Origin of the sequence: Streptomyces sp. AM 2-1-1 (genome assembly GCF_029167645.1) — a bacterium.
Lineage (GTDB): Bacteria > Actinomycetota > Actinomycetes > Streptomycetales > Streptomycetaceae > Streptomyces.
Genome location: NZ_CP119147.1, coordinates 3,537,197 through 3,562,125, shown reverse-complemented (window position 1 = coordinate 3,562,125; position 24,929 = coordinate 3,537,197). Strand labels below are relative to the sequence as shown.

Annotated in this window: 34 protein-coding genes; 9 read left to right on the top strand and 25 right to left on the bottom strand. The window is 70.5% G+C overall.

Translation table 11 applies throughout. The features are described 5' to 3' along the window. Window positions 1-81: 81 nt before the first annotated feature. The gene (locus PZB77_RS15395) at window positions 82-654 is read right to left on the bottom strand and encodes a hypothetical protein (RefSeq protein WP_275493169.1); all 573 of its coding nucleotides are present in this window, start codon (window positions 652-654) and stop codon (window positions 82-84) included. A 166-nt stretch (window positions 655-820) separates the two neighbouring features. Here PZB77_RS15395 and PZB77_RS15390 point away from each other — a divergent pair, with 166 nt between their 5' ends. The 3 genes from PZB77_RS15390 (at window position 821) to PZB77_RS15380 (ending at window position 3,458) form a co-directional block, all read left to right on the top strand. Continuing rightward, a complete protein-coding gene (locus tag PZB77_RS15390; RefSeq protein WP_275493168.1) occupies window positions 821-1,051 on the top strand; it encodes a hypothetical protein in 231 nt (76 codons plus the stop codon). 428 nt (window positions 1,052-1,479) lie between these two features. Further along, window positions 1,480-2,307, top strand: coding sequence for a DUF3800 domain-containing protein (locus PZB77_RS15385; RefSeq protein WP_275493167.1), 828 nt, complete (start codon window positions 1,480-1,482; stop codon window positions 2,305-2,307). A 275-nt stretch (window positions 2,308-2,582) separates the two neighbouring features. Beyond that, entirely contained in the window at window positions 2,583-3,458 is an 876-nt protein-coding gene (locus PZB77_RS15380) for an IS5 family transposase (RefSeq protein ID WP_275493166.1), read from the top strand. A gap of 22 nt (window positions 3,459-3,480) precedes the next feature. On the opposite strand, the gene PZB77_RS15375 is transcribed toward PZB77_RS15380, so the two are convergent. From PZB77_RS15375 to PZB77_RS15265, 23 genes are all read right to left on the bottom strand, one after another. Continuing rightward, window positions 3,481-3,708 (bottom strand): histone-like nucleoid-structuring protein Lsr2, encoded by a 228-nt coding sequence (locus PZB77_RS15375; RefSeq protein ID WP_275496078.1) that lies wholly within the window; start codon window positions 3,706-3,708, stop codon window positions 3,481-3,483. Between the two features lie 559 nt (window positions 3,709-4,267). Then, window positions 4,268-5,011 carry a hypothetical protein gene (locus tag PZB77_RS15370; protein ID WP_275493165.1) on the bottom strand — a complete coding sequence of 248 codons (744 nt, stop codon included), beginning with the start codon at window positions 5,009-5,011 and terminating at the stop codon, window positions 4,268-4,270. Between the two features lie 91 nt (window positions 5,012-5,102). Further along, the gene (locus PZB77_RS15365; protein WP_275496294.1) at window positions 5,103-5,549 is read right to left on the bottom strand and encodes a hypothetical protein; all 447 of its coding nucleotides are present in this window, start codon (window positions 5,547-5,549) and stop codon (window positions 5,103-5,105) included. Window positions 5,550-5,685: 136 nt separating this feature from the next. Continuing rightward, window positions 5,686-6,264, bottom strand: coding sequence for a hypothetical protein (locus PZB77_RS15360; RefSeq protein ID WP_275493164.1), 579 nt, complete (start codon window positions 6,262-6,264; stop codon window positions 5,686-5,688). Then, window positions 6,261-7,013: a hypothetical protein gene (locus PZB77_RS15355; protein WP_275493163.1), complete on the bottom strand. Its 753-nt coding sequence runs from the start codon at window positions 7,011-7,013 to the stop codon at window positions 6,261-6,263. The genes PZB77_RS15360 and PZB77_RS15355 overlap by 4 nt, the downstream gene beginning before the upstream one ends. A gap of 72 nt (window positions 7,014-7,085) precedes the next feature. Next, window positions 7,086-7,622: a 3'-5' exoribonuclease gene (locus PZB77_RS15350; protein WP_275493162.1), complete on the bottom strand. Its 537-nt coding sequence runs from the start codon at window positions 7,620-7,622 to the stop codon at window positions 7,086-7,088. After that, window positions 7,619-7,810 carry a hypothetical protein gene (locus tag PZB77_RS15345; protein ID WP_275493161.1) on the bottom strand — a complete coding sequence of 64 codons (192 nt, stop codon included), beginning with the start codon at window positions 7,808-7,810 and terminating at the stop codon, window positions 7,619-7,621. Before PZB77_RS15345 ends, PZB77_RS15350 begins: the two co-directional genes overlap by 4 nt. Then, entirely contained in the window at window positions 7,810-8,313 is a 504-nt protein-coding gene (gene ssb, locus PZB77_RS15340) for a single-stranded DNA-binding protein (RefSeq protein WP_275493160.1), read from the bottom strand. The genes PZB77_RS15345 and ssb overlap by 1 nt, the downstream gene beginning before the upstream one ends. Window positions 8,314-8,374: 61 nt before the next feature. Further along, window positions 8,375-8,818: a hypothetical protein gene (locus PZB77_RS15335; protein WP_275493159.1), complete on the bottom strand. Its 444-nt coding sequence runs from the start codon at window positions 8,816-8,818 to the stop codon at window positions 8,375-8,377. After that, window positions 8,815-9,117 carry a hypothetical protein gene (locus PZB77_RS15330; protein ID WP_275493158.1) on the bottom strand — a complete coding sequence of 101 codons (303 nt, stop codon included), beginning with the start codon at window positions 9,115-9,117 and terminating at the stop codon, window positions 8,815-8,817. Before PZB77_RS15330 ends, PZB77_RS15335 begins: the two co-directional genes overlap by 4 nt. 289 nt (window positions 9,118-9,406) lie before the next feature. Further along, on the bottom strand, window positions 9,407-10,108 hold the full coding sequence (locus PZB77_RS15325; protein WP_275493157.1) for a hypothetical protein: 702 nt from the start codon (window positions 10,106-10,108) through the stop codon (window positions 9,407-9,409). Next, on the bottom strand, window positions 10,105-11,160 hold the full coding sequence (locus PZB77_RS15320) for a helix-turn-helix domain-containing protein (protein ID WP_275493156.1): 1,056 nt from the start codon (window positions 11,158-11,160) through the stop codon (window positions 10,105-10,107). The genes PZB77_RS15325 and PZB77_RS15320 overlap by 4 nt, the downstream gene beginning before the upstream one ends. 67 nt (window positions 11,161-11,227) lie before the next feature. Continuing rightward, window positions 11,228-12,046 (bottom strand): DUF2303 family protein, encoded by an 819-nt coding sequence (locus PZB77_RS15315; RefSeq protein WP_275493155.1) that lies wholly within the window; start codon window positions 12,044-12,046, stop codon window positions 11,228-11,230. Further along, window positions 12,046-12,432: a hypothetical protein gene (locus PZB77_RS15310; protein WP_275493154.1), complete on the bottom strand. Its 387-nt coding sequence runs from the start codon at window positions 12,430-12,432 to the stop codon at window positions 12,046-12,048. Before PZB77_RS15310 ends, PZB77_RS15315 begins: the two co-directional genes overlap by 1 nt. Before the next feature lie 77 nt (window positions 12,433-12,509). After that, window positions 12,510-12,797 (bottom strand): WhiB family transcriptional regulator, encoded by a 288-nt coding sequence (locus tag PZB77_RS15305; protein ID WP_275493153.1) that lies wholly within the window; start codon window positions 12,795-12,797, stop codon window positions 12,510-12,512. After that, window positions 12,794-14,269: a UvrD-helicase domain-containing protein gene (locus PZB77_RS15300; RefSeq protein ID WP_275493152.1), complete on the bottom strand. Its 1,476-nt coding sequence runs from the start codon at window positions 14,267-14,269 to the stop codon at window positions 12,794-12,796. The genes PZB77_RS15305 and PZB77_RS15300 overlap by 4 nt, the downstream gene beginning before the upstream one ends. A gap of 75 nt (window positions 14,270-14,344) precedes the next feature. Next, on the bottom strand, window positions 14,345-15,580 hold the full coding sequence (locus PZB77_RS15295; protein ID WP_275493151.1) for an AAA family ATPase: 1,236 nt from the start codon (window positions 15,578-15,580) through the stop codon (window positions 14,345-14,347). After that, window positions 15,577-15,873 carry a hypothetical protein gene (locus PZB77_RS15290; protein WP_275493150.1) on the bottom strand — a complete coding sequence of 99 codons (297 nt, stop codon included), beginning with the start codon at window positions 15,871-15,873 and terminating at the stop codon, window positions 15,577-15,579. The genes PZB77_RS15295 and PZB77_RS15290 overlap by 4 nt, the downstream gene beginning before the upstream one ends. After that, on the bottom strand, window positions 15,870-16,127 hold the full coding sequence (locus tag PZB77_RS15285) for a hypothetical protein (protein WP_275493149.1): 258 nt from the start codon (window positions 16,125-16,127) through the stop codon (window positions 15,870-15,872). The genes PZB77_RS15290 and PZB77_RS15285 overlap by 4 nt, the downstream gene beginning before the upstream one ends. Beyond that, window positions 16,127-16,936: a hypothetical protein gene (locus tag PZB77_RS15280; protein WP_275493148.1), complete on the bottom strand. Its 810-nt coding sequence runs from the start codon at window positions 16,934-16,936 to the stop codon at window positions 16,127-16,129. Before PZB77_RS15280 ends, PZB77_RS15285 begins: the two co-directional genes overlap by 1 nt. Further along, entirely contained in the window at window positions 16,933-17,709 is a 777-nt protein-coding gene (locus PZB77_RS15275) for a BN159_2729 family protein (RefSeq protein WP_275493147.1), read from the bottom strand. Before PZB77_RS15275 ends, PZB77_RS15280 begins: the two co-directional genes overlap by 4 nt. Further along, window positions 17,706-18,299: a sigma-70 family RNA polymerase sigma factor gene (locus tag PZB77_RS15270; protein ID WP_275493146.1), complete on the bottom strand. Its 594-nt coding sequence runs from the start codon at window positions 18,297-18,299 to the stop codon at window positions 17,706-17,708. The genes PZB77_RS15275 and PZB77_RS15270 overlap by 4 nt, the downstream gene beginning before the upstream one ends. Window positions 18,300-18,386: 87 nt before the next feature. After that, complete coding sequence (locus PZB77_RS15265; RefSeq protein ID WP_275493145.1) at window positions 18,387-18,911, bottom strand: hypothetical protein; 525 nt, start codon at window positions 18,909-18,911, stop codon at window positions 18,387-18,389. 230 nt (window positions 18,912-19,141) lie between these two features. Here PZB77_RS15265 and PZB77_RS15260 point away from each other — a divergent pair, with 230 nt between their 5' ends. From PZB77_RS15260 to PZB77_RS15245, 4 genes are all read left to right on the top strand, one after another. Next, window positions 19,142-19,564: a helix-turn-helix transcriptional regulator gene (locus PZB77_RS15260; RefSeq protein ID WP_275493144.1), complete on the top strand. Its 423-nt coding sequence runs from the start codon at window positions 19,142-19,144 to the stop codon at window positions 19,562-19,564. A gap of 146 nt (window positions 19,565-19,710) precedes the next feature. Then, a complete protein-coding gene (locus PZB77_RS15255; protein WP_275493143.1) occupies window positions 19,711-19,941 on the top strand; it encodes a hypothetical protein in 231 nt (76 codons plus the stop codon). A 14-nt stretch (window positions 19,942-19,955) separates the two neighbouring features. Next, window positions 19,956-21,350 (top strand): site-specific integrase, encoded by a 1,395-nt coding sequence (locus PZB77_RS15250; protein WP_275493142.1) that lies wholly within the window; start codon window positions 19,956-19,958, stop codon window positions 21,348-21,350. 405 nt (window positions 21,351-21,755) lie between these two features. Beyond that, the gene (locus PZB77_RS15245) at window positions 21,756-22,298 is read left to right on the top strand and encodes a GNAT family N-acetyltransferase (RefSeq protein ID WP_275493141.1); all 543 of its coding nucleotides are present in this window, start codon (window positions 21,756-21,758) and stop codon (window positions 22,296-22,298) included. 149 nt (window positions 22,299-22,447) lie between these two features. Here PZB77_RS15245 and PZB77_RS15240 read toward each other — a convergent pair whose 3' ends face one another. Beyond that, window positions 22,448-22,807 (bottom strand): DUF6344 domain-containing protein, encoded by a 360-nt coding sequence (locus PZB77_RS15240; RefSeq protein WP_275493140.1) that lies wholly within the window; start codon window positions 22,805-22,807, stop codon window positions 22,448-22,450. Window positions 22,808-23,110: 303 nt separating this feature from the next. Here PZB77_RS15240 and PZB77_RS15235 point away from each other — a divergent pair, with 303 nt between their 5' ends. Together PZB77_RS15235 and PZB77_RS15230 are read left to right on the top strand one after the other, a co-directional pair. Next, on the top strand, window positions 23,111-23,245 hold the full coding sequence (locus PZB77_RS15235) for a DLW-39 family protein (RefSeq protein ID WP_003958712.1): 135 nt from the start codon (window positions 23,111-23,113) through the stop codon (window positions 23,243-23,245). A gap of 266 nt (window positions 23,246-23,511) precedes the next feature. Then, entirely contained in the window at window positions 23,512-24,861 is a 1,350-nt protein-coding gene (locus PZB77_RS15230) for a hypothetical protein (RefSeq protein WP_275493139.1), read from the top strand. Window positions 24,862-24,929: the final 68 nt, after the last annotated feature.

Genomic DNA, 24,929 nt, shown 5'->3' with positions numbered 1-24,929 from the left:
GGGTCGGTCAGCGGGTGACGAGGATGACGACGATGACGACCGGGAACACCGTCATGGTCAGGAGGTAGAGAGCGCGCACGGTCAGGCCTCCCAGGAGGTGCGGGCGGTGAGCACCCGGGCGCCAGGCGCGTCGGTGGCGTGCGCGAGGGCGGCGTGGGCGAACCGCTCGCGGGCGGGGCGTGCCGCGGCGTAGTCGGCGTCGGCCAGGCGGTGGAGCTCGGCGACGCGCTCCGCCTGGGCCCGGCGCTGGGCCTCGGCGAGCTCCGCGGCGGCGGCCCGGCGGAAGAGCGCGGTGGCGTACTGGGCGGCGGCGGGGCCGGCCGTCTGCAGGAGGCGCATCCCGTACTCGGCGCGGGTGATCGGCGAGGGCGGGACGGGCGAGTCGACGCGCGGCATGTGGCGCAGCAGCAGCCGCAGGGCGGCGGCGGCGCGCGGGGTGCCGAGGCCGTGGGCGTCGCCGGCGGTGCGTCCGGCGTAGGCGAGTCGGGTGACCTCGCGCATGGCGAGGGTGGGGTGGATCGTGCGCAGGGCGGTCCCGATGTGGGCGAGGAGCTCGCGGGTCGGGGTGTCCAGGGCGGTGCGGGCCTGGTCGAGCACGGTGTCCATGTCGGGGCCCGAGACGTACTCGGCGGCGGCGCGGTTACGATCGCGCATGGCTGTCCTCCTGAGAAAGCAGGGGATGGCTGGCCCCGGTCGGCGTCACTAGCGCTGACCGGGGCCGTTCCATTGGTGCGAGTACGACCGTAGCGACTTCCTTGCCATATGGCAATGAAGTCAGAGAGAGTGGTGCCCTGTGGTCGAAGCAGAGGGAGGGCCCGAAATGCTGTCGTTCAGGGAGCTGGCCCGGCGCTTGGTCAGCGACGGAGTAGTGGAGAAGATCTCCCACCAGCGGATCTCTCAACTCGCGAGGTCTGACGAGACCTTCCCGCCGGTCGTCCAGGTCGGCCGGTCCAGCGCGGTGGACTACCGACTCGCTCGCCCCTATTTCGCCGGACGGAAGAGCCGGCAGGGGCAGAGGACGGACCTGGACACCGGCTCGGCTGGGCGGTGAGCCGCCTGGGTCGCGCGAGGTGTGTGTTGGTGTGCGGGTGGCGCGTGTCGAGTGCTCCAGTTGGGATATCTCCGCGCCGAGCCGGGTCGACCTGGTGGACGGAGGCGCGTCCAGCTGCTCCGAGGGATTCATCCGGCCATGTGGCCAACCTTGATCGGCAAGTTATGCACAGATCTTGACGATCATTCATATCCACTGCCCGACCTCAAGGAAGGTGCAGGTCAGAGCGTGGTTGCATTTCTCGATCCGCGCGCTGTACACAGCGTTATGCACAGAGATGTTGATCAAATCCACGGAGTTATCCCCAGGTTGACGACGGCTGCCCACAGAGAACGGAATAACCTCCGTTGTATTGCGGGTGGGTTGCATGCCACGATCGAACTGCGATGTACCCAAGTCGCCGTCCCGCGAACGACGGCATCAAGTGCATGCAGTCGTTTCTCTTCGTCGGGATGGAGTGGTCGCACGTGTCGTTCATGCAGTCGGTGCCTCCGCAGGAGCCGCGGGCGCTGGTACCCCCGCGGAAGCTGCACGCCTATGTCGATGAGGCGGGTGTCCGATCCCACTCGAAGGCGTCAGGTGACTACTTCGTCATGTCGGCCGTAGTCGTCGCGGATGAGGACGTAGCAGCGGCGTCAGACTTCCTCGCTGGCCTTCGACGTGATCTCCGGCGGAGGCCAGGGGACACCCTCCATTGGCAGAATTTCAACGCGCACAGCGATCGGCTTCACGCGGCGAAGTCTCTCGGGGCTCAGGAGTGGGCGACGATCTCCAGCGTCGTGGTTGCCAAGCGTCAGCTGGGAGGGGCCTCACAGCTGAATGAGGACCAGGCGTACCTCTACACGCTCCGCTTTCTGCTGGAGCGTCTCTCCTGGCACGCGCGGGACTCGTCGGCAACCCTTACGTACACATTGGCGCACATTGTGCGGATGCAGCTGTTCAAGCTCCGGGAGTACGAGGCGAACCTGCGTGGCTCCGCCGACTGCCGGATCCACTGGCCGGCGCTCGACCCGAAGGGCGGGCGCATGGATCAGCCGAAGCGGATCGAGATGCTGCAAGCTGCGGACATTGCGGCGTCAGCGACGCACACGGCATTCAACCCGGACAAGTACGGCAACGTCGAGACCCGGTATCTCCATGAGTTGAGTCCGCGACTCTACCGGCGAGGTGGCGCGCCGCTGACCTCGTACGGGCTGAAGATGCACCCGTGGAACGGCAGCACAAAGGCCGCGTACCCGTGGGTAGCGGCCCTGTGAAGCGCGTCGATCGGCTTAAGCCGCCCAAGGCGGGTGCTGACGTTTCCGACCAGCAGACGACCGTCCGCGCTCTTTCACTGTAGACGGTGAGTCTTAAGAGTCAACGCCCAAAATCGGACATTCCGCAAGGGTGACTGTGCGTGCAATTCCGGGTGGCGATTGTGTCGGTGGGGCGACTTTGCCTCTGCGATATGCCGGAGCTGCGTTCCACGGGAGAACCCCGGTTCTAGGCCGTGTGTCGAAAGTGGATTTTGAGCGTTGGATGATCATGGCTCATGGGGCGGGGAGATCTCACGGACAAGCAGTGGGCGGTGCTGGAGCCTTTGTTGCCGAAGGGGGCGAAGGCGGGGCGGCCGCCCGTCTGGCCCCGGCGGCGGCTGATCGACGGCATACGATTCCGGGTCCGTACCGGTGTTCCGTGGCGGGACGTGCCCGTCGAGTACGGACCGTGGGGCCGGGTCTATGACCTGTTCCGCCGGTGGCAGCGGGACGGCACCTGGCACTGGATCTTCACGCGGCTCCAGTCTCTGGCGGACGCGAAGGGTGCGATCACGTGGGACCTGAGCGTCGACTCCACCGTCTGCCGCGCCCATCAGCATGCGGCCGGGGCCCGCAAGCAGGGGGACCTGCAGAAGGAATCACCGGGCGGTGTCTTCACCGAGCCCGGAGATCACGGACTGGGACGCTCGCGCGGCGGGTTCACCACCAAGCTCCACCTGGCCGTCGAACAGAGCCAGAAGCCCATGTCGATCGTGGTGACGGCCGGGCAGCGCGGGGACTCGCCGCAGTTCGAACCCGTGCTGAAGAAGGTCCGCGTGCCCCGCATCGGTCCCGGCCGGCCACGCGTTCGTCCTGACCGTGTGCGGGCTGACAAGGCGTACGCCTCGCGCAAGAACCGCGCCTACCTGCGACGACGTGGGATTCGCTGCACCATCCCGGACAAGACGGACCAGGCCCGCCACCGGAAGGAGCGCGGATCCCGCGGTGGCCGTCCGCCGAAATTCGACTGGGAGGACTACAAAGCCAGGCACGCGGTCGAGTGCGGCATCAACCGCCTCAAGAGGCACCGGGCCGTTGCCACCAGGTACGACAAGCTCGCAGTCCGCTACGAGGCGACAGTCCTCATAGCCGCGATCAACGACTGGCTGTGACCAGCACCGCCGGACCCGGGGCTCACCGTGATGCTTCGTATGCCTCGCGGATGGCTGCGGGTATGCGTCCGCGGTCATTTACGAGGTAGCCATTCGCTCGCGCCCAGAGGCGTATGGGTTCATCCTCCGGACGCGGTCTACGCGTCCTGCCAGGCCCGCTCCAGTCACCGGACGAAGCTCCCGAAAGCTGGTCAGCTACATCCTTGAAGAAGGCGAACAGCGAGGCGTACTCGCTGTCTTCAGGGGACATCCCCTCGCTCCAGGATCCCACCGTTCCGGTGCTTGTGTTCACGAACTTCCCAGAAAAACCGTCGCGCTCCGAGACGATTGGCACCCATTCCCTACGCCAGGACGGGCAATCAGGGTCTCCAGACGGTGCCATTTCCTCCATGCCCATCCTGTGGAGGTAGACACGCTCGATGTCCGTTAGGCCCAGAAGGAGTCCGCCGCTGGGGATGACGCCTGGGCATCCCAGCGCAACCAGACTCGATCCGGTGTCGGGTTGTTGACCGGCATCGATGTCATTTGCCAGCAGCCACTGCCGCAGCTGCTGCGGCAGCCTTACGCCCATGCGCAGTTCGGCTTCACAGATGGCTGCCTGACTCCCCGGACCGCCGAGATCAGCGAAAACATCAGGGGCATTCTGTACAAGCCATGTGGTCACCCGGTCCCACGCTTGCCGTGCGTCTCCTGCCCTCTGATGATCCATAGGCAGACCGTACTCAATGGCACCGACATCGCATGGTTTCCACCTGGGCTGTTGCAGGCCAACCGCGATGCCCAGCCTCCGGCCACTTCCGACACACGCCCTAGGGTGACCACGTCCGTCCGCAGGCCGTGCAGCGGGCTACCGGAGCGGCCCCGCCCCCACCATGGAGGTCGAGGGGCCCGCCGCACTCCGGGCATGGTGCGGCGAGGCGAACCCGGCCGTCGGCGGTGTCGAGGGCGCGCTCGACGAGGCCGGCGGACGTGCGCGCGACGGTGTCGATCCGGTGCTGCTCTGCCTCGGTGAGGGGACGCCAGGGGCCGCGGACTCCTTGGGTGCGGGCGAGGAGCCATAGTGCGGCGAGCGGTGCGGTGCGCTGGGCCCCGGTGTACCGCCATCTCCTCGGGTCCTTCCCCTGGCGGAGGGCGAGCTGGTTGCGGCGGCGGTCGTCGGCTTCGGCCGAACGACGAGCCCGCGGGTCGTCCGGCCAGGACCGGCGGGGCGGGGCTGGGGTGATCGGCGCGTGCTGAATCGCGGCCGCGGTCTGGTCGGCGAGCTCCAGGAGGCCGGCCTCGACAGTGACCATCGTGTCGAGGACGTCAAGGCGGAGCGGTGCGGCGGTCCACCCCGGCTGGTCCGGGCTGCGCTCCAGCGAGCGGAGGGCCTCGGCGCGCCAGGTCGCTGCCTCCGCCTCATCCTCGGACTGGTGGGCGGAGAGCAGGCCGATGCCCATGGTGGGGGGCCAGGTGGTGCCTCGGGTGGCGAGGGCTTCGCGAAGGTCGCGCCAGTCTCGGGCGACGGTGAAGAGGTGGCGCTCGGTGGCGGTGGTGGTGCACGTGGTGGTCATCGGGCGCTCCGGTGTGCGTAGTCGTAGCCTGGTGATCACCGGGGGCGCACCCGTCCTGGACAGACGTTGTGGGTGCGCCCCTTCTGCATGCTCAGGACGTGCTGATGCCGAGGGCCTGGTTGAGGGCGGCCCACGTCGGTCCCTGCGCCTCGGCCGGCGCCGACTCGCGCAGCGCCCGGACGCGGGCGAGTACCTCGGCCTCGGGGGCGACGGCCGCGCGGCGGAGCAGTTCGTCGAGCATCCGTGCCGAGCCGGGCAGGGCGGCGTACAGGATGGTGTTGCGGAGCTTGCCGCTGGGGAACTCGACCTCGCAGGTGGGCCCACAGTGCTCGTGGTTGCCGGCTTCGTGGGCCCGCTCGGTTTCCTCCCGGTCCGCGCGCTGCTCGTCGTTCTCCGGCTCCTCTTCGGCTACGGCGGCGAAGGAACGGCGCCGACGGGCGAGGTACTCCGTGAACTTGGCGATGGCGGCCTGGTCGGCGGGACTGAGTACGGTCCGCGGGTCGTTGCCGCAGCGGCCGGTGGGCGTCGGGTCGGTCATGTCGCATTCCTCGAAGGTGAGTTGGTGGGAGCGAGTGGCGCCGGTGCTGGCGGTGAACTTTCGGGCGCAGGTGGGGCCGATGCCGGCCGCTCTCGACTCGGCGTCGTGGAGCGGCCGGCCGCACACCCCGCATGTGTCACTCACGGGGGGCCGCGCCGCCCGCCGCCTCCTGGGCCCGGTGGGCGGCGCGCTGCTCGGCCTTGCACAGACCGCAGTACGCCCGACCGTCGCTCTCGTACTTCCCGTGCACGGCCTGGTCGTGGCCGTGCACGCACCGGCCGGGGCGTGCGGTCCCGCCGGTCAGGTACCGGAGTTGCTCCCGGGCTTTCTGCCGGCCGGGCTCGTCCTCGACGTGCTCCTGGGCCACGCAGTGCTCGCGGCCGCATTCGGGCAGGACGTAGCCCACCGGGTCGCGGCCGGTCCGGATGCGGAACGCGATCGAGGCCGCGGTGTGCAGCTTCGCCCGGTACGCCAGGACGGGTGTGCCGGCGCTGCCCCGGGAGCCGGTCCACTCGACGTGCCCATCCTCGACCTGGCGGGTCTTCGTCTTCCATTTCTCTTCGAGGGTGAGGGGCTGGAGCAGGACGGCCGGGATGCCGTGGTGGGTGCGGAGTCGGCGGACGCGGTTTTTGTCGCACCGGAGTTCGCGGACGATCGCGCTGTTGGAGAGGCCTTGGCGGAGGAGGGTGACGATGTCGGCTTCGGGGGTCGTCATCGGGTGCCGTCCATCGCGGCGGTGTCGAGGTCGTCCTCGTCGTGGACCAGGCGCCAGCACTTCGTTGTCTGGTCCCACTCGATGTGCTGGTCGCCGACCGGGTTGCTGATGTGGCCGTCCGGCTCGACATGGAAGCTCTCTCCGGCATCGACGAGGGCGTTGAGTCCTTCGACGGCGCGTTCCCACGGTCCGGCGGGCGGGAGGCCGAGCGTTGCCCGGGCGGCTGCCGGGTAGCGGCCGGTGGAGTCGAGCAGCTGCTCGGCGAGCACGGTGAGGGTGCGGCGCTCGTTGTGGGCGGCTGTGCGCCAGCGGACCACGTTGGCCAAGGCGCGGGTGAGGCGTCGGTTCAGGTCCTCGTAGCGGCGTCGGCCGAGCGGCGCACGGCCGCGGTCCTCCGTCCACCACCGGATGAGGTCGAGGGCCTGCTGGTGTTGGTCCACGGTGAGGGCGGAGATGAACTGGTCGGTGAGCTGCTGGCGGAAGGTGTCGCCCATGCCGGAGCCCCAGAGGGTCCAGTCGATGAGGGACCAGAGTTCGCTGTGGTGGACGGTGATGGGGGCCAGGGGTGCGGCGGCGAAGGTGTCCTCGGCGGTTTGCCGGGCGCGGATGGTGGCGATGTGGGCGTCGATCTCGTCGCTGAGTGCGCGTCGGGCGCCGTCTGCCAGGTTTTCGGTGCTGATGAGGCGGCGGACGGTACGGAGGTGGGCATCGACCTCGGCGCGGAGGCGGCGGGTGGTGAGTCCGAACATGGTTCTGCTCCTGGCGGTGGTGCCGGGGGCGGGCCCTCGCGGTAGGGCCCCAAGTCCGGTCGTACGAGTGGGTCAGCGGGCGATGGAGTCGAGGTACCAGGCCATGTCCCGGTTGTGCCGGGCGTCCGAGAGGGCGTTGTGGTGGCCGTCGGCCTGCTGAGGCAGATCGGCCGGGGTGAGGCTGAGGCGCTTCACCTCGGTCACCAGGTCGTCGGTCTGCATCGGAATGCCGGCCGGGAGGTTGGACATCGGGCCCCAGAGCTGGGCGAGCGCGACGTGGTCGTACGCGGAGTAGTAGGCCCAGAGCTGCGGGTCGGGCACGGAGAGGGTGAACTGCTGGACGAGGCGTGCGATCTGATTGCGGGGGCGGACGTCGGGGTGTGCGAGGTCGAGGCGGTCGACGCCGCGGGTGCCGCGCGGGTTCTTCAGGATCGGCAGGCTGGGCCAGACGTTGGCCATGAGCCAGCCGTGCTGGCGGACAGCGGTCTGGTCGAACTCGGAGGACACGGCGTAGATCTCGCGGCCGTCCTCGGTGACCATGCCGATGCTGATCAGGTCGATCGTGCGGCCGTCGTCGAGGAACTCGGTGTCGTAGAAGATCCGGGTCACTGCTGCTCCTGGTGGGTGGTGGGGACGGGAAGCTGGTCGAGGGCGTCGCCGATGTCGTCGGCGATCTGGCGCCAGCGGGCGGCGAGGCCGGGGGCGGTGGTGTCGCGTGTCCCGGCGGCGACGAGGAGTGCCTCGACGATCTCGGACGCGTCCCGCGCGCCGCCGGGGAGCCGGAGGAGAGCGGCCATCAGAACGGCGGCTCGGAGTAGCCCTTCGCGGCGTCGACCGCCCAGGGGTCGTCGGCCGGCGGCTGGGCCGGGCGGGACGTCGGCGGTCGGCCCTGCTGGGACTGTCCGCGCGCCTGGCCGCCCTGCTGAGGTCCGGAGGCGCCGGGCGTGGCCTTGGTGACCTTGGCCGTCGCGAACGCCAGTGAGGGGGCGATGCTGCGGATCAGCAGCGCCGTCCGCTCGTGCTTGACCCCGTCCTTTTCCCAGCTCTCCGTCCGGAGTTCCCCCGTGACGACGACCTCCATCCCCTTTTCCAGGGTCTCGGCGGCGTTCTCCGCCAGGCGCTCCCAGACGGTGCCCCGGACGTACAGGACGTCGCCGTCCTCCCACTGCTGGGTCTGCTGGTTCAGTCGGCGCGAGTTGAACGCTAGCGGGATTGAGGCGACGGCCTTCGAGGAGGGGGTGAAGCGGAGCTCGGGGTCCGCGGTGAGGCGGCCGACGCCGGTCAGGGTGGGCAGTGCCATGTGATCTTCTCCTGTTCTCGTGCGCGCGGAACCGGGGAGAACCGGTTCACGCGGTGGGGATCTATCGGGGGGTTTTGGTCCACGCCTCGACGGCGCGACGGACGGCATCCGCGGGGTGCCAGTACGGGGCGTAGCCCTTGGAGAGCTGCTCGTTGGCAAGGAGCGCGCGAGCAGTGGCGGCAACGGCGGTCGGGTCGGAGTACCGCCCGACATGCGGCAGAAACTCCGGCTCGGTGTTGCCGCCTTCGGTGCGCGGCCGCGCGTACTGCCAGTGCTCGGCGGGGTGCTCCCAGAACAGGAGCAGGCCGTCCAGTCCGGTTTCGTCGTCCTCGTCGGCGTTCCAGCGGATGACTGCGGACAGCATGGTGGTGCAGCCTGCGTCGGGGCCGGTCTCGTAGGGGTCGGTCTCGGCGTCCGAGGTCCACCAGGAGCTCGGCTCCAGTCCGGCGGCGGTGAGCGCGTCGACCACTGCGGTGATGTAGGGGTCGTGGGGCAGTTCGGTCATCGGTTTTTCTTCCTTCGGTGGTCGGAGATTCGGGTGACTCCAGCGGGGAGCGGGGTCTCGGGCTGCTGGCGGGTGGCGGGGCAGGTGGCGACGTGCGGCATGTGCAGTCGCTCCCAGCCGGTCAGCGGCAGGTCGGTGGAGGGGCGGCGGGAGCGGAGTGCGCCGGTGCCGTCGCGCCAGACCGCGGTGTTCCCGGTCGGGTCTGGGTCGGGATCGACGGCAAGAGGTCGGCCGGCCTCGGTACGGGTCCAGCGGATCGGGTGGCGGCAGGTGGGGCAGTGGGCGGCTGGTGGGGCCATGGCGGTGTCCTGTGGGTGGCGGTGTGGGCCTGGTCGGCGGCGGTGATGCGCTCGGGGTGTGGGGCGGTGAGCGGGATACGCATGCCTCCGGCGACGGCGAAGCAGGGGCTGGCGGGGGCGGCGGCGCAGACGGTGCACGTAGCGGTGGCGATTGCCCAGTCGAGGCGGCGGACGTCGTGGGTGCGGGCGCGCCAGGTGATACCGGTGGCGCGGTTGGAGCAGAGCTCGCCCTGTGGGGCGAGGCACCAGGAGCAGCGGATGGTGAGCTGGGGGAATCGGGCGGTGCGCATCAGGAGGTCTCCTCGGGGGTCGGCTCGGGCTGCTGGGTGGCGAGGGTCGCGGCGGCGGCCCGGATGCGGTCCTCGGCGGCCCGGTCCTCGGCGGGGTCGGTGGGCGGGAGGCCGGCGGCGCGGCGGCGGGCGTCGTCGAGGCGGGCCGGGTGGACGTCCCGCATCCGGCGGCCGCGTACTTCGCAGCTGGTGCCGGGGAGGGCGTGGCAGATCCGGCACGGGATGCTTCGGGGGGCGACGACGCCTTCGCCGGTCGTCGGGAGGCTCTTGCCGATGGCGGCGCGGGCGGCTGCGACCCGGTTGGTGTACGGGCCGGGTTGCCCGGGCGGGAGGGCGAGGCGGTCGGCGGTGCCGAGGGCGGCGGTTGTGGAGCGGGGCGGGAGGTGCCCGTCGGCGGCTGCCCGGACGAGGGCACGGCGGGATGCGGCGGACTGGGCGCCGGTCTCGGCCGGGTTGCCGTCGTAGAGGACGTGCGCCAGCTCGATGCGCTCTTCGCGGCGGGCCTTGATCTCGGTGACGATTTCGGCGGGGCTGATCCAGGGCTGGCGGCGGGCGACGGCGATCACGGCGGCGTGGGCGTCCTCGACGGTGTACGGGGCGAGGATCTCGCCCCAGACGTCGGGGGTGTACTCGCCGAACTTCTGGGCGGGGCAGGCCGCGGCGACGTACTCGGCGACCTGCACGGCTTCGTCTTCCGTCATGGGGTGGGTCCTTCCTGGCGTGCGGCGGCGCGGGCGCCAATTCGTGCGCGGGCGCGGTCGAAGACGGTCTCGCTGGCGGCGGGGACGTGGCCGGGACGCTTCGGCATCTGACCGGCGGCGTTCATGACCTGATTCACGACGGACGGCAGCGTCGAGGGGTGGAGTCCCTTGGTCATCCAGTGGGCGATGCCGCGCCGGACGTCGTCGGGGTCGATGCGGTCCTCTTCGAGGAGGACCCGGATCTGCTTGGCGACCTGGCCGATGACGGAGGAGGGCGGGCGCTTGGGGGTGCGCTCCAGCCATTCGCCGACGATGGTCTGCGCGGTGACCGGGTCCTGCTGCTCGGGGTCGGGTTCCTCGAGGACTTCGCCGTCGAGGATCTCGGGTTCTGGCGCGGCTTCTGTGTCACCGGGGGTCGGTGTGGCGGCCGGTGCGGAAGCGGCTGCGGGACTGGGGAACGGTTCCTGGTGGTTGGGCTGGTGGTTGTTGGTGGTTAGGGGGGCACTGAGTGCGTGACATCCGGACGCAGAGTGCGTGACATCACGCACTTGGAGTGCGTGACTCACGGACGCAGAGTGCGTGACACCTCCTTCTGTCACGTCGCCTGAGTGCGTGACATCAGCCTCTGTCACGGACTCTGAGTGCGTGACGGTCACGGTCTCCGAAGGTGTGACGCGCTTCGATCGGGACCGGCGCTGGCGCTCCGCCGCCTGCTTCTTCGCGTCCTCTACCTCGGCCTCCAGCTCCGCCCAGTCGAAGGCCGGCCGCTTCAGGTGCAGCTGGAGCCGCCACCGGCGGCGCCCGTTCACCGACCCGTCGCTCTTGATGAGGCCGCCGGTCTCCAGGCGGCGCAGAGCCCGCTGGATTGTGCGCTCGTCGTACCCGGTGCGGTACTGGATCCGTAGGTGCGAGGGGTGGGAGTTGGATCCGTCCGGGCGGGCGTGCTCGGCGAGCACCTGGAGGACGTGGCGAGCCGTGCTGTCGGGCCGACCCTTGTCGGTACGCAGCATGGGGGCGTCGTCCATCGCCCAGGTCACAGCCTCAGTGCTCACGGCTCGCCTTCGGGTTGGTGCGGGGTGCGGCCGGCCGGGAAGGTCCGGCCGCACCGTGGGGGGTGGATCAGCGGGTTGCCGGGGCGCCGTTCAGCACGGCCATCGGGACGTCCGAGTCGATGAGCGTCCGAATGTCCTCGAAGGCCGCGGTGAGGATGTCGCCGGGGCGCTCGATCTTGAAGCCGAGGCGGAGCTCGCCCTTCGCCTTGTCCAGGCGGTATTTGAAGCGGGCGGTCACCTTGTAGGGCTCGCTGCCCTCGAACGGGCGCAGAGCCAGGGTCAGCGTCGCCGGAATGGTGATGTCGCCCTTGTGGCCGGCCTTCCCGGTCTGCTCTTCGACGTAGGAGAACTTCCGGGCGCCGGAGTCGAGCCGCTGGGACGACTGGAACTCGGCGGAGGTGGTCACCTCGAAGGACTCGGCGAGCTCCAGCATGGTGGCGGCGGTCGGCTCGACCAGGTCGACGAGGTTGTCCTCGATGAACTCCGCGAACTGGCCCTGGGGAACCAGCTGGCCGTCCATGGAGGTCCAAGCCCGCCAGGCCGTGGTCTCGCGGAGGCTGAGCTGGAGACGGTGGCCGCCCCAGCGGGCGTCCCCGGCGGTGTGGGCGTCGAGGACTGCGGTGATGGTGCGACGCTCGACGTCCGCGTAGACCTCGGTGTCGTCGTCGCCGTGCTTGTCGAAGTACGCCATGAAGCTGTCGACGTCGCGGACGGTAGTGGTCCCGCTCTTCCGGGCTGGGATGCCGGTGAACTCGGGGCCGGTGAGGTCGATCCGGTGCGCCCTGCCGTCCGGGGTGACGAGGCTGTACACCTTGCCCGGGTCGAGCGCGGCGGGGAAGGCCGAGCGCATGGCGGCGTCGATGACGGGCTGGAGGTCGGTCTGCATTACCTGGCGCTCCTGAGCTGGGTGGGGGCGGGGGTGGGCTCGACCTCGCGGAGACCGGTGAGGACGGGCTGACGCGGGTCGGAGCGGGAGAGGTTGTTGTCGTCGGTGACGAAGAAGATCGACTTCGGGCGCTCGGTCTTCGGGACCTTTGTGGCGACGGTGTCCGTGACGGTGAGGGTCCGGCCGTCGGTGCCCGCGATGGGCTTGATGTCGATCTTGAGAGAGAGCGATCCGGCTTTTCCGGTCTCCCGGACGGCCTCGATCAGCTCCTGGAGCCGGGTGGAGAGCTCGGTGTGGAGCTGGCCACCGGACTGCTCCTGGAGGAACGCGGCGAACGGGCGGACCGTGCGCTCACCGGTCTCCTCGGTGGCGGTGTTCGTGCTCATGGCGTCCTTCCGTGAACTGCTGGGGTGGGTGGCCTGGTGCGCGGCCGGTGCGGGGAGGCACGGCCGCGCACCAGGAGTCAGGCGGCGCACTGCTTCGGCGGGGGTGCGCCAGCGCGGCGGGTCGCGAGCGTGTACCGCTGCTTTGCGGTCAGCCCGCCGCGGATGCCCTGCCGGGTCGAGGCGCCGGTGCCGGCTTCTTCGGCGAGGGCGTCGGCGAGGCAGTCCTCGCGGATCGGGCAGCTGAGACAGATCGCCTTGGCTTCAGCCCGCGCGGCGTTCGCGTCGGCAGTTCGCCCTTCGGGGAACCACGTGTCGGTGTCCAGGCCTCGGCACGCGGCTCGGGCCCACTGAACGGTCAGCTTCATGCCGCCACCGCCGTGACCGTGTCGACCCAGGTAAGGGCCTCGGCGTCGAGCCGCTCCCGGGCTCGGGTCACCGCGACGTACGCGAGGCGGCCCTCCTCGCGCGGCAAGAGGATGTGACCGGTGCGCGGGTCTGGCTTCGGGGCCCGGAAGTCGCTGTGGATTCGGACGGCTGGCCACTCGCGGCCCTTCGCCTTGTGCGCGGTCGAGACGACCAGCTCGGCCCGGTTCTCCGCCACCAAGGCGTCGGCCGCCGTGAGGATGGGCCCGGTTCCGTGCTCGTTGATCAGCTTCACGAGCACCTTCAGCGAGCCGTCCTCCTCCTCGGCGTACTCGCAGACCGCGTCCCAGGACGGGAAGCCCATGAGCTCGGGGTGGTCGGTGGGCTGTCCGGACTGGAGCGCCTCGGCGGCCCAGGCGAGGGCCTTGATGTCCCCGCCCCCGCCGACGAGCGCGACCTTCCGACCGGCGGCCAGCCTCTCCATCACGATGCCCATGGCGCCCGAGTTGCTGCGGCAGAGGATCGCGTCCGGGTTGGCGACCGGGCCGACGGTTGAATCGGCCTGCTCGTACCCGGTGAGGCGGAGGGGGGCGTCGATGACCCGGAGCCACCGGTTCGCCTCGGCCGCGATGGCCGGCCCGAACCGGAAGGACTGGGATAGCGTCAGCTCGGGTGCGCCGAGCTCGCGAACGAAGCGGGCGAGAGCGTCGTTCGCGCCGCGCCAGCTGTAGATCTGTTGAGCAGAGTCGCCGACCGCGATCCGCTGCGCGTGGTCCTGGTCCAAGAGCACGGCGCTGAGAACGTCGTTGGTGTCCTGGGCCTCATCGAGGAGCACCACGTCGGTCTGGAGCTTCGGCCCGCTGAGCGCCCACATCTTCAGGTAGTGGTCGTGGCTGAGCTTCAGCACGCCGGTTTCGTCGGTGAGGTCGGCCCACGCGGCGAGCGCTACGGGGAGGACCAGGGCGAGGAGCTCGGTCCGCGGCTGCTCGCCGGTGAGGCCGTCGTACTGCGGGACGTGCTTCGCCCGGATCTCCGGGTCGGCGCTGTGGCACCAGCGCTCGATGGTGTCGAGGGCCGCCCGCATGATGATCTTGCCGGTCATGGCCTTCCGAGCCCCGAGGTCCGTAGGGATCGTGGGCGTCGCGCCGATGATGCCGAGGATGCGCTTCACGTCGAGCGCCTGGGCGGCGGCGTGCGCGGTCTGGCGGGGCATGTTCAGCCGGGGCAGGTGGCGCGGGTCGAAAGCCAACGCATGGCCGGTCTTGCACAGCACAGTCGCCGGGAAGCTGCGCGAGGCGTCGGCGGCGATGGCCTTGTTGTACGCGACGTACGTCATGTTCCTGCGCGGGTCGCTGCGGGCGATCATCTTCAGCGTGCTCGACTTCCCGCATCCGGCGCCGGCCTGGAGCACCAGGTCGATGCCGTCGCCGTACGTGTCGATCGCGTCGCGCTGTTCCGGGGTGGGGTCCACCACTGGGGTGCCCTCCTCTCTGGGGTGGGTACGGGCCCGGCCGGGGGGTGAGCGGCCGGGCCCGCAGTCAGTGGTGGATCAGGCGCGGGCGAGCTGGTCTTCGAGTCCCTGGACCATGGCGGCGAACTCGTCTGCGGGGTTGTCGAAGTCGCCGTACTGGGTGAGCGTGTCGAGGAGCGTCGCGGCCTCGTCGAAGGTCAAGCCGTTCGCCGTCTCGACCTGGCGGCCGATGATGAGGCCGGTCGCGCGGAGCCGTTCCTCGCGCTGGTCCTTCGCGCCGAGCCCGACCTTGGCGAAGCAGGCGTGCATCATCCGCATCTGCGGAGCGCTCACCAGGGCCGGTCCGGACGGCGCGGTGGACTGCTGCGGCTGAGCGGGAATGCCGCTCGGCGCGGGGCCAGACGGGGGCGGCGTCGGCTGGACGGGCTGAGGACGCAGCGCCGACCCGTACTCGGCGATCAGCGCACCGATTGTCGTGGGCTCCCCGGTCTTCGGGTGGAGCTGACCGGTCTCAAGCAGGCCCCGGCTCTTCGCGCGAGCGTGCAGCGCGAGCGCTCCGTCGTACGTGAGGGTCTCGGCCGTGATATCCGTCATCAGGACTTCGATCGGGTCCACACCCTGGCCGAGCTGTTCGAGGATGATCTCCGCCAGATCCTCGCCCGGGTGGTGGATTGTCAGGCCCTCCAGCGGCTCGTACCGGGTCTTCGTGACGGTGCCGGTGCCCTCGACCATGTCGAGGATCAGCCCGAGTTCGTACTCGGCGCCCTCGCGCTGGACCGCCTTGACGCCGACCTTGGTGACCTTCTTGCCCTCGATCACGTAGTCGCCCTTGGTGCGCATGGTGGCGATGACGTGGCCGGGGTAGTTCAGGAGGGCGTCGAGCATGTCCTGCTCGATCGGGTTGCCCTCGCGCCAGCCGCCGAAGGAGCCGCCAGCGCCCGGCTTCCGGCCGGCCTCTTCCACGATGGTGAGGAGGCCGCCCCGGCCGTTCCAAAAGTGGGACCAGCTGTCGACGATCAGCACGTTGATGCTGGCGGCGCGGGCGGCGGCGATGGCCTGGATGAGGTGGCGAGGGTCGTGAGTGTCCATCGGCATGTGGCCGAACTCGTGGCCGCCCAGCTCCGGCTTGCCGGGGACGGGGGCGTAGGTGAGGGCGGAGCCGCGCTCGGTGTCGATGACGCCGATGGAGCCGCCCCGGGCGAGGCCCTCGGCGATGCGGAGAGCCGACTTGGTCTTGCCGGAGCCGGCCGGGCCCTGGAGCCCGATACGGGCCTTGGCGGCTTCGCGGGTAGCGGGGGCGAAGGTGAAGTTCACGGGTTGCTCCTGGTGCGCTGCTGCGGGGTGGTGGTGCGGCGGCCGGTGGAGGTGGCGGTGATCAGCCACTCGGAGGCGGCCCGGACGGCGCCGAACCGGCGGGTGCGGGCGCGGGCGATGGCGTTGGAGTCGTTCGCCTGCCGCGTCCCGTACTGCTCGGCGGCGTAGGCGAGGAGGCCGGCAGCGAGTTCCTGGCCGAGCTCGCGGCGGAGGTCGGCGAGCTCCGCCGCCGCGTTGTCGGCGGACATGCCGTTGGCGGTGAGGTTCCGGTAGATCCGGGTGTAGGCGCTCACAGGTCACCGCCCACGCGGAGTTCGGCGAGCGCGGACCCGTACGCGGCGCAGTCCCAAGAGCAGAACAGGCGCTTCGGCTCCGTGGACCCGATGACCTCGATCACGACCCAGCCCGCGGACCGGTAGACGCTGCCTGACTCGGCACCGCAGTTCGGGGTCGCGCACTGCCGACCGGACGGCTTGATCTCGCGTCCCGCCTTCGGGGCACCGGTCATGCCGGCGTTCCACGCCTTCGCGGTTTTACTGGCGGCCATCAGGCACCGTCCTTGGGCTGGGCGAGAAGGAAGTAGCGGCCGTCGTCCGGGCCGTGCACGGTGACCAGGTCGAGGGCGGCCAGGGCGTGGAGGTCCGAGCGGGCGTCGTGGCGGCGGCCCCGCTTCGGATAGCCGAGCTCCGCGTAGAGCCGCTCCGCGCGGCCGGTCGTCCACCGGGTACCGACGGTCTCCCGGACGTGAGCGAGCAGCTGCTGAGCCCGGTAGCTCAGCGCCGCTCCGCCCCAAGTTCCGGCGTCGATACGTGCGACGATCTCGGCGCGCTCGTCGGCGGCGTCTGCGCACTGCACGCACAGCCAGCTGTCACCGCGCCGGACCCAGCCGCGCTCCTCTGCCTTCGACGACCACTCCGCGAAGGAGCAGCCGGTGGCGGTGCAACCGATCATCTGGCCCAGCCGCGTCTGCCTGTCCGCGAGCCACCTTGGCGTGCGGCCATCGGCGATCGGCGCGGGGAGCTTCCCCGTGTCCCGCAGGGTGTCCAGCCAGTTGGTCGGGTAGGACAGGTGGCGCCACTGGATCTTCATGAAGCGCTGCGGCCCGCCGTAGCTCTTTGTCTCGACCTGGACGTTCACGGCCTGGGCGACGTCCGGGATCCCCGGCAGGTCGGCGCGCACCATGAGGTTGGTGCCCTGTGCAATCAGGTCGGGCTGGTAGTCCTCCGGAAGCCAGCCACCGATCTGCATGTGGCTGTGCCCATAGAAGTCTGGGGAGAGCTCGGTCAGCGACCAGCCAGTGAGGGTGACGGTGCCGTCGAACAGCTCGATCGTGGCGGGCATCTGGGACTCCGTCATCGCGCACCGTCCGTCGTCGTGGCGAGCTCGCGGACCGGGGTGAGCGGGCCGACCAGCTCGACGATGTTCGCCAAGGTGCACCGCTCGGGCCGTCCGTCCTGAGACAGCAGCGGCATCCTCTCGGCCGTCTCCTCGCCGTGGTAGAACCAGCGGTCGCCGTTGATGTCCTGCTGTTCGAGGGCCAGGTCGTAGACGACTCCGGCGTACCGGTACGGGCGGTTCGCGAGGAGGCTGGCGGCGGTGGCGGCCTGGAGCTCCGGCATGTCGTACGCGAGGACACTGACCGGGACGCCGTCCCACGACGTCCGCCCGTGCACCACGTACTCGCTGACCGTCACCTGGTCCGGGGCGATGCCCAGAGCGGCCATCCACCCCGTCCACCGGTCGCGCTCGACGATGTGGAGGCTGATGACCACGGTGTCGCGGTCGGCGGTGACGCGGGTGACCTCGGGCTCGGCCGCGTACTTCATGGCGGTGGCGGTGGCGAGGGCCTGGGCGCGCTCGCACGCTTGGTCCCAGGCGCTCGCCTCCCGCTCCAGCTCGGTTACCGGCGGTGCGTCGGGGGCGGGGAGGGACGCAGCCCAGCCCGTGGCGGGGGCCACCAGCGCCCACCCGGACGGGGTCTTTCGCAGGACGGTGCCGTACGTACGCTCCGGGTCGACGAGGAGGCCGGCGCCGTTCAGGGCGTGCGCGATGGCAGCGGCGATGTCGGGCCCTCCGCCAGCGAGGACTTGGCGGACGAGGGTGGTGGTCGCACCCAGGTTGCGGTTCATGCGGCCACCGCCATACGGGTCCGCAGTGACGCCATGCCCCGGTGCGTGAGGAGCTTGATGCTGCCCTCGGTGCGGCCCATCGCGGTCGCGGTCTCCGCGATGGACAGCTCACCGAGGAACCGGAGCTGGAGCGCTCCGGCCTGCTCGGGCGTGAGCTTCAGCAGCGCGGTGCGGACGGTCTCGACGGCCTCGGCGGTGGCCAGCACGCGGAGCCCAGCCGTCTCGGCGCTGTCCACGGTCGTGTCGGCGTCCAGGATGTCCCCGACCACGGTCTCCAGGCGGGCCCGCGCGGACCGGAGGTGGTCCGTGATCAGGTTCCGGGCGATCGTGACCAGCCAGGCGCCGAAGTTGCGGCCCTGCCAGGTGAACGTGGAGATGCGGCCCAGAGCGCGGAGGAACGTCTCTTGCACGAGGTCCTCGGCGAGGTACGCGTCACAGACGCGGACCCGGATGTACCGGGCCACTTCCGGGGCGTGCTCGTTGTAGAGGGAGGCGAATGCATCCCGGTCGCCGTTGCGCGCGAGGACGAGGAGCTCCGGCTCCTGTCCCGCTCCCGGCGGGGTGATCTTGGGGCTAGCCTGTGTGGTCACGGCCTGCCTCCTGTTCCTTGCTGATCGGGTGAGGTTGGGTCTCGGGGTCGTCCGGTACTTGGCGGTGCGGGCGGCCCCGTAGTGCGTTCAGGCGGAGATGCGGTTGTGCTGCTCGCGCATCGCGGCGAGCACGGCCCTCGGGTCGAACCGCCGCGACCGGCCGACGTAGATCAGGCCGGGCCAGAGATGGCCGTCCTGCCGCGCCTGCTTGATCTGGGCGTCGATCCAGCTCGGCGACTTCCGAAGGAACTCAGCGAGCTCGCGCTGATCCATGAGCCGGTCCGGGAGAGGCGCCTTCGTTGAGCGGCCCGACTTACCCGAAACTGGTGTAACGGATCTGCTTGTAGATGTAGATTCCACGAGCGTGAGAAGAACCGGTTCAAAGAGGTCGGTGACCTCCCGGCCGAGAACCTTGCAGATGAGCTCGGCGGCCCGGTCGGAGCAGTCCTCGCGGGCGCTCTTGCCGCGTCCGGCGATGAACCCGATGTAGGCCGGCGACAGTCCCTTGCCGGTCGGGTCGACGTCCTTCGTTCGGGCGGCGAGGTGCGGGATGTCCAGCCCGGCCGCCTGTATGGCGGCGCGGAGCGGGGCTCCCTGGTCCAGTCGTCGCATGGTGATCCTCCGGCGCATGGCCGAATAGGGGTCACGCGGGCCGTGGTGACCTGCGCTGTCTACAGAATGCATGTAGATGTAGATCGAGTCAAGGGGTGTTCGGTCGGGGTGTGGGCGCGCTCGGTAAGGGCGCATGGGGGCGGTGTAGTGCGCCGGAGTGATGCTACGAATGCGCCAACCTGGGCAGATCTACTTGCGCATGTAGATGTGGATGCACGATCCTGCCCTGTGTGACTACAGGCCCGAGCACCCCCGGCGACTCCGCGCGCGCCGCCGAGGACCCCGCCCCCACAGGTGAGGACCTGGCAGCACTACTCGCCCGCCTCCTCGGCGAGACCGACAAGACCCAGAAAGACCTGGCTGCTGAGGCCGGCATCAAGTACCCGACGCTCAACGCGTGGATGAACCGCACGCGCGGCACGTCCCGGATCAACCCGGACGACCTCCGCGCCCTCGCGAACATCCTGCGCGGTTGGGGAGTCGAGACGACCCCCCGACAGATCTTCGAGGCCGCCGGGCGCCCCGTGCCGGGGCCCACTGACGTCGAACGCGAGAACCGCCTGCTGGAGATCTACCGCCAGCTACCGGCTCGATCTCAGCGGGCGCTCCTCCAAACCGCAGAGGCCATGAGGCAAGCGACATCAGCCGCTTAATAGGCCGGAGAGGGGTGAACCGACGGCTCCGAATGCATATGCCGAAAACGCTGTGCACGTTCCACATGTCGATGTAGATTCAACTTCCCGCTGTCCTCCCGGAGCGGCTACCGCAGTCCGCGCAGCCCTGGGGGACACCTGTGTGCATGATCATCACCACCGCCGCTGACCAGGCGGAGACCGCCATCTGGGACCCGGACGAGATCACCATCACCGTCCAAGGGGGCACCCACCCGCACGACCTGATCAGAGAACTCGCGGCTCTCCTGGCCGACCTCGGCGCACCCACCACCACCTCCACCGGCAGCGGACTCGCCTGTTTCTGCGGCGACCCCATCACCATCCCGCACGAGGCGTACGCCGCCGGCCCGCTCTGATCAGGAGTACAGCCGTGCAGAAGAAGCAGGCCAAGCCCCCGACCCGCAACCCGCGGCCCAACCCGTCAATGCGGTGCGGTTGCCCACCGTGCCTGGCGAAGTACCCCGGCGACCGGCCGCCGGTCCCGACCGACGAGCACACTGGGTCCTGGGAGGCCCGCTACACCGACCCTCAGGGCAAGGGGCGCTCCAAGAACTGGCCTACGGAGACCGCGGGCATCGAGTTCCTGGAACAGGTCCGTACGGAGATGCGCCAGCGAACGTGGCTCGACCCCGCTCGGTCCGAGATCACCCTCTGCGCGTGGCACAGGCTCTGGTGGCCGACGCAGACCGGCGAGGAGACCACCCTCGACCGGGACGGCCGGAGCTACCGGAACCACATCGAGCCGCATTTCGGCAGCCTCCGCCTTTACGAGTTCAGCTGGCTCGGGATCCAGACCTGGGTGAACGGGCTCCACGACGCGAACGGCGGCCCCCTCGCTGCATCCTCCGTGGTGAAGGTGTTTCAGATCCTCGACCGGATGCTGGAGGCCGCGAAGCGAGACCGCCGCCTCCCCTACAACCCGGCCGAGGGCATCAAGCTGCCCACCGTGAAGAAGAAGCACCCCGAGGACCGGCGGCCGCCGTCGTACGCCCAGCTGTGGCTGATCCGCGCCGCTCTCCCCGACTACATGCACACACTCCAGATCGTGGCCCAGGAGACCGGTCTCCGGTGGGGCGAGCTCGCCGGCCTCCGCTGGTGCAACGTCGACCTGGTCCGCCGCGTCATCCACGTCCGCGAGGTGCTCACCGAGGTGAAAGGGCGGATCAAGCGGAAGGTCTACCCGAAGAGCGACGCCGGCCTCCGCACGGTGCCGATCACGGGCCTCGCCCTCCGGGTGCTCCGCGAGCTCCTGGCCGACGAGCCCGACGCCAGCACGAACCGCTCCGGACCGGACGACGGCCTCTGCCCGGCCGAGCTCGTCTTCCACGGCCGGAACAAGATCCGACGCGGTTCGAAGCTTGCCGGGACGACGGGCGAGCCGTACCGGGCCCCGCTCCGGCGTAGCGCCTTCCGCCGACTCTGGACCACCGCCCTCGAGGAGTCGGGTGTCGGCAGGAAGACGACGCGGAAGGTGACCGTCGAAGAGGCCGACCCGGACACCGGCCGCATGCGGAAGGTTGCGAAGGAGCGGACGGAGTGGTGGCCGGCCTTCCACGACCAGCGGCACAGCTTCGCGTCCCGGCTTCACGACCGCGGAGTGCCGGAGGTCATCGCCCAGGAGATCCTCGGACACGAGCGGGCGGGGAAGGTCACGTGGCTGTACACCCACGCCGCGGCCGACTACGCGGGCCAGGTGCTTGCGGCGTTGGAGGAGAAGAAGCCGGGCCGGGGCGGCGCGAAGCGGCCGCTGCGCCTGGTCGCGTAGACGTGGGCTACCCCGTGGCTACCCCAGAACTACCCCAGCAGCTGAGTAAGCCGGGCAGGGATCTACGAATGCCTGGCGATGTAGATCGGTGTAGGGCTAGGGTGGACGGACTTGCGGGGTGACCTGCGGTGCTCCTTCGTATAGGGCCGGGTCCTGATAAGGATGAGGCCACAGGTTCAAATCCTGTTAGCCCCACCAGTACGAAGGCCCCCCACCGGTAACGGCGGGGGGCCTTCTGCATGGACCGGCCGGCCCGGGGTCCGCGGGGGAGTCCGGCGAGTGCCGCTCCTTCCGTCGCTCCGGTCCTCACGGACGGGGGACGGAAGCCCCCGGAGTGCCGGTGGGTCCGCCCGTCGGGGCCCGCCGTCGTCCGCGTCGTCCGTACCAGGCCTGGGAGGCCCCACCATGAGCGGTACCGCTCCGTCCTTTCCCGAGCGGCTGGAGATCTCGGGGGAGGGTCTCGTGCTCCGCGACTGGACGGAGGCCGACCTGACCGCGATGCCGGAGCTGTTCGACCATCCCGACGTCGCGTACTGGACGCCGATCGTCTCCCCCTTCGACGGAGCGGCCGCCTGCGCACGGCTGGACCGGGCCCGGCGGCTGCGGGCGGACGGCACCACGATCCTGCTCGCCGTCACCGTCGACGGCGGCGCCCCGCTCGGCGAGGTGATGCTGCGGCGTGCCGCGGAGGGGACGGAGATCGGTTACGTGATGGGTCCGGGCCACCGCGGCCGTGGACTGGCGACGCGGGCGGTCCGGGTGATGGCCGCGTACGCCTTCGAAGAGCTCGGTGCGGAGCGGGTGATCCTGGAGCTGGAGGCGGAGAACGCGGCCAGCGTCGCCGTGGCCCTCAGGGCGGGCTTCGGACTGCTCGACGTGCCGCTGATCAGGGGTGAGGAGAAGGGGCGGCCCTTCGCCCTGCAGACGTGGGCGCTGCACCGTCCCTGACTGCGGGGCCGGCTGTGCGTGCCGGCCGGCGCGGAGGAGACCCCGCTGGGAGGCCTGCCGGGCCCGTGGGAGCCGCAGGGCGCACGGGAAGGCCCCCGGCCGGTGGGTACCGGGCCGGGGGCCTGAAGTCTCGGGTGGCGGTGGGGCCGTCAGGGAGGGGGGAGCGGGGACTCGCCTTCCGTGGCCGCGTAGTTGGTGCGGGCCGCGTTGGTGCCGGGGGCGTTCGCGGTGTCGGCGGGCAGGTGCCTGGTGGCGGGTGAGGAGCCGTGCGCCTCGGCGCGGATGCGCTGCTTCATCGTCGGTGGCAGCGCCCTGTCACGCGGAAGGGTCCATCGGACCGACGGGGTGGTCGCGGTTGCCGCGGTCGCACCCGTGTGCTCCTGAGTCGTCTGCGTGGGCTGCTGCTCCGTGGCCGAGGCGTTCGCCGAGGCGAGACCGAGGGAGGCGAGGAGGGCGAAGAAGGCGGTGATGAAGGCGGTCCAGAGGTTCTTGACCTTGAAGGCGCTCATGGCCCCTCACTTTCAGGTGGTCCGGTTTGCTTACCTTTCTGATGATGTGGATGAGGAAGCGCATTTCTGGGAGCGACGCCACCGGTGCGCCGATCTTCTGATGAACACCACTCGTATGGTGCAACCGGTCCGACGGACCGGTCGCGGACGTCTCCGGGAGGGCCGACCGGGGTCCGCCGGCCGCTCCGAGGCCCCTGGAAAGGGCCTGCGGTGGGGGCCGGGCAGGTCACCGATCGGTATCGGCCGGTGTGTATAGTCGGGCGGCAGAAGTCCCTTAGAACCTAGGAAAGACGAGGTCGCGCGGTGAAGAAGCTTCTCCTGGTCGCACTGGCCGCCATCGGCGGGCTCCTCGTGTACCGCCAGATCCAGGCGGATCGCGCCGAGCAGGATCTGTGGACGGAGGCGACCGACTCCGTGCCCGCAGGTTCCGGCGTGTGAGACGACGCAGTCTGTGAGAAGCCCCGGCCGCCGAGCGGCCGGGGCTTCCTGTCGTCCGGGCCCGGCGCCCGCCCGCAGCCCTTTGCGAGGGCCCGACCCGGAACCGGCACCCGATCCGTCGTGCTCGCAGACAGGGGTGGGGCGGCCGGGGCAGGATGGACGCGGATCGCGGCCGCCGCAGGGGCGGTCGCTCCGGCGGCGTCGGTGCGGGCCCCGTTCACGTACGGGCCGGCGCGGGGTGGTCGCCGGGACACGAGGGGGAGCGCGTGAAGAGGCAGATCGGCAGGGGCGTCCGGGCGGCGTCGGCGGCCGTCGCCGCCATGGGGGCGACGCTGGCGCTGTCCGGCCCGGCGTACGCGTCCGGCCCGGTCCCGTACGCCTTCGATCCTGACGCCGAGCGGGTGACCGGGACGGTCGCGAACACCGACGCCCCGGTGCTGGACGCCGGTTCGGTCCACCGCAGCTCGATCGGGCCCGGCGAGAAGCTCTACTACCGGGTGAACCTGGACGCCACCTCGAACGCGTACGTCTCGGCGGTCGCGGTGCCCAAGTCCGCGGACGCGAAGGTCGCTTACGGGGACGGCATCACGGTGTCCATCCGCGACCGCAACGACTCGCGGTGCGGTACGCAGGACGTCTCCGTCGGATCGGCCGAGTTCGCGCGTCCGATCTCCGCGTACGCCTCCCGGACGATCGGCGAGGCGAGTCCGTTCTGCCAGGAGGCGGGCGCGTACGACGTCCTGATCGAGCGGACGAGCAAGGAGACCTCGACGCCCGAGGTGTGGGAGCTGGAGATCCGCCACGACGTGGAGCCCGCGTTGAAGGAGGCCGGGTCCCAACCGACCACGCCTCCCACCGCGTTCGCCTCCGAGCCGCCCGCGCCGCTTCCCACGTCGGCGCCGCGCGCCGCGCGTGCCGGCGGCACCGGCTTCAACGACGCGACCGGCCTGGAGCCGGGCGAGTGGAAGGACACCCTCACGCCCGGCGGGACCCGCTTCTACCGGGTCCCGGTCGACTGGGGGCAGCAGCTCTTCGTCACAGCGGAGCTCAGCAACAACGACGCCTCGACCACCTTTCTCGGCAACGCGCTCTCGCTCTCCCTGGCGAACCCGGCCCGCGGACACGTGGACGGCGCGGTCCTCTCGTACTCCGGCAGGCCCGCCTCCGTAGCGCTCGACCCGCTGCCCCCGGTCGGCTGGAGCAACCGCTACTCCTCGGCGAACGACGTGTCGGCCGTGCGCTTCGCCGGCTGGTACTACGTGGCGGTCGGACTGAGCCCCGCCGTGGCGAAGGAGTACGGCGACGGCCCGCTCAAGCTGACGCTGACGGTCCAGGTGAGGAACGCGGCGCAGGCGTCGCCGTACGCCGGTGCGGCCGGCATCTTCGGAGTGAGCGACGGCGACCGGGACATGGCGCGCAGCGGGCTGAGCGGACCGCGGGCCGGGAGGAGCGGGACCCTGCGCCTGGTCGGTGTGGCCGGCATCGGAACGGGGACGGTGCTGGTTCTGGGGCTCGGCGTGTGGACGCTGCTGGCCCGGCGCAAGCCGGTTGCCGCCGCTCCCGAGGGACCCGGCGGCCGGCCCCCGGCGTACGGAGGGCCGCCGCGGGCCTGGTAACCCCGCTCGTCCGGGAACGGACGGTGCGCGGCGTCCCGTGGCCGGTGCGCGGCCCCGCCCGCGCCCCC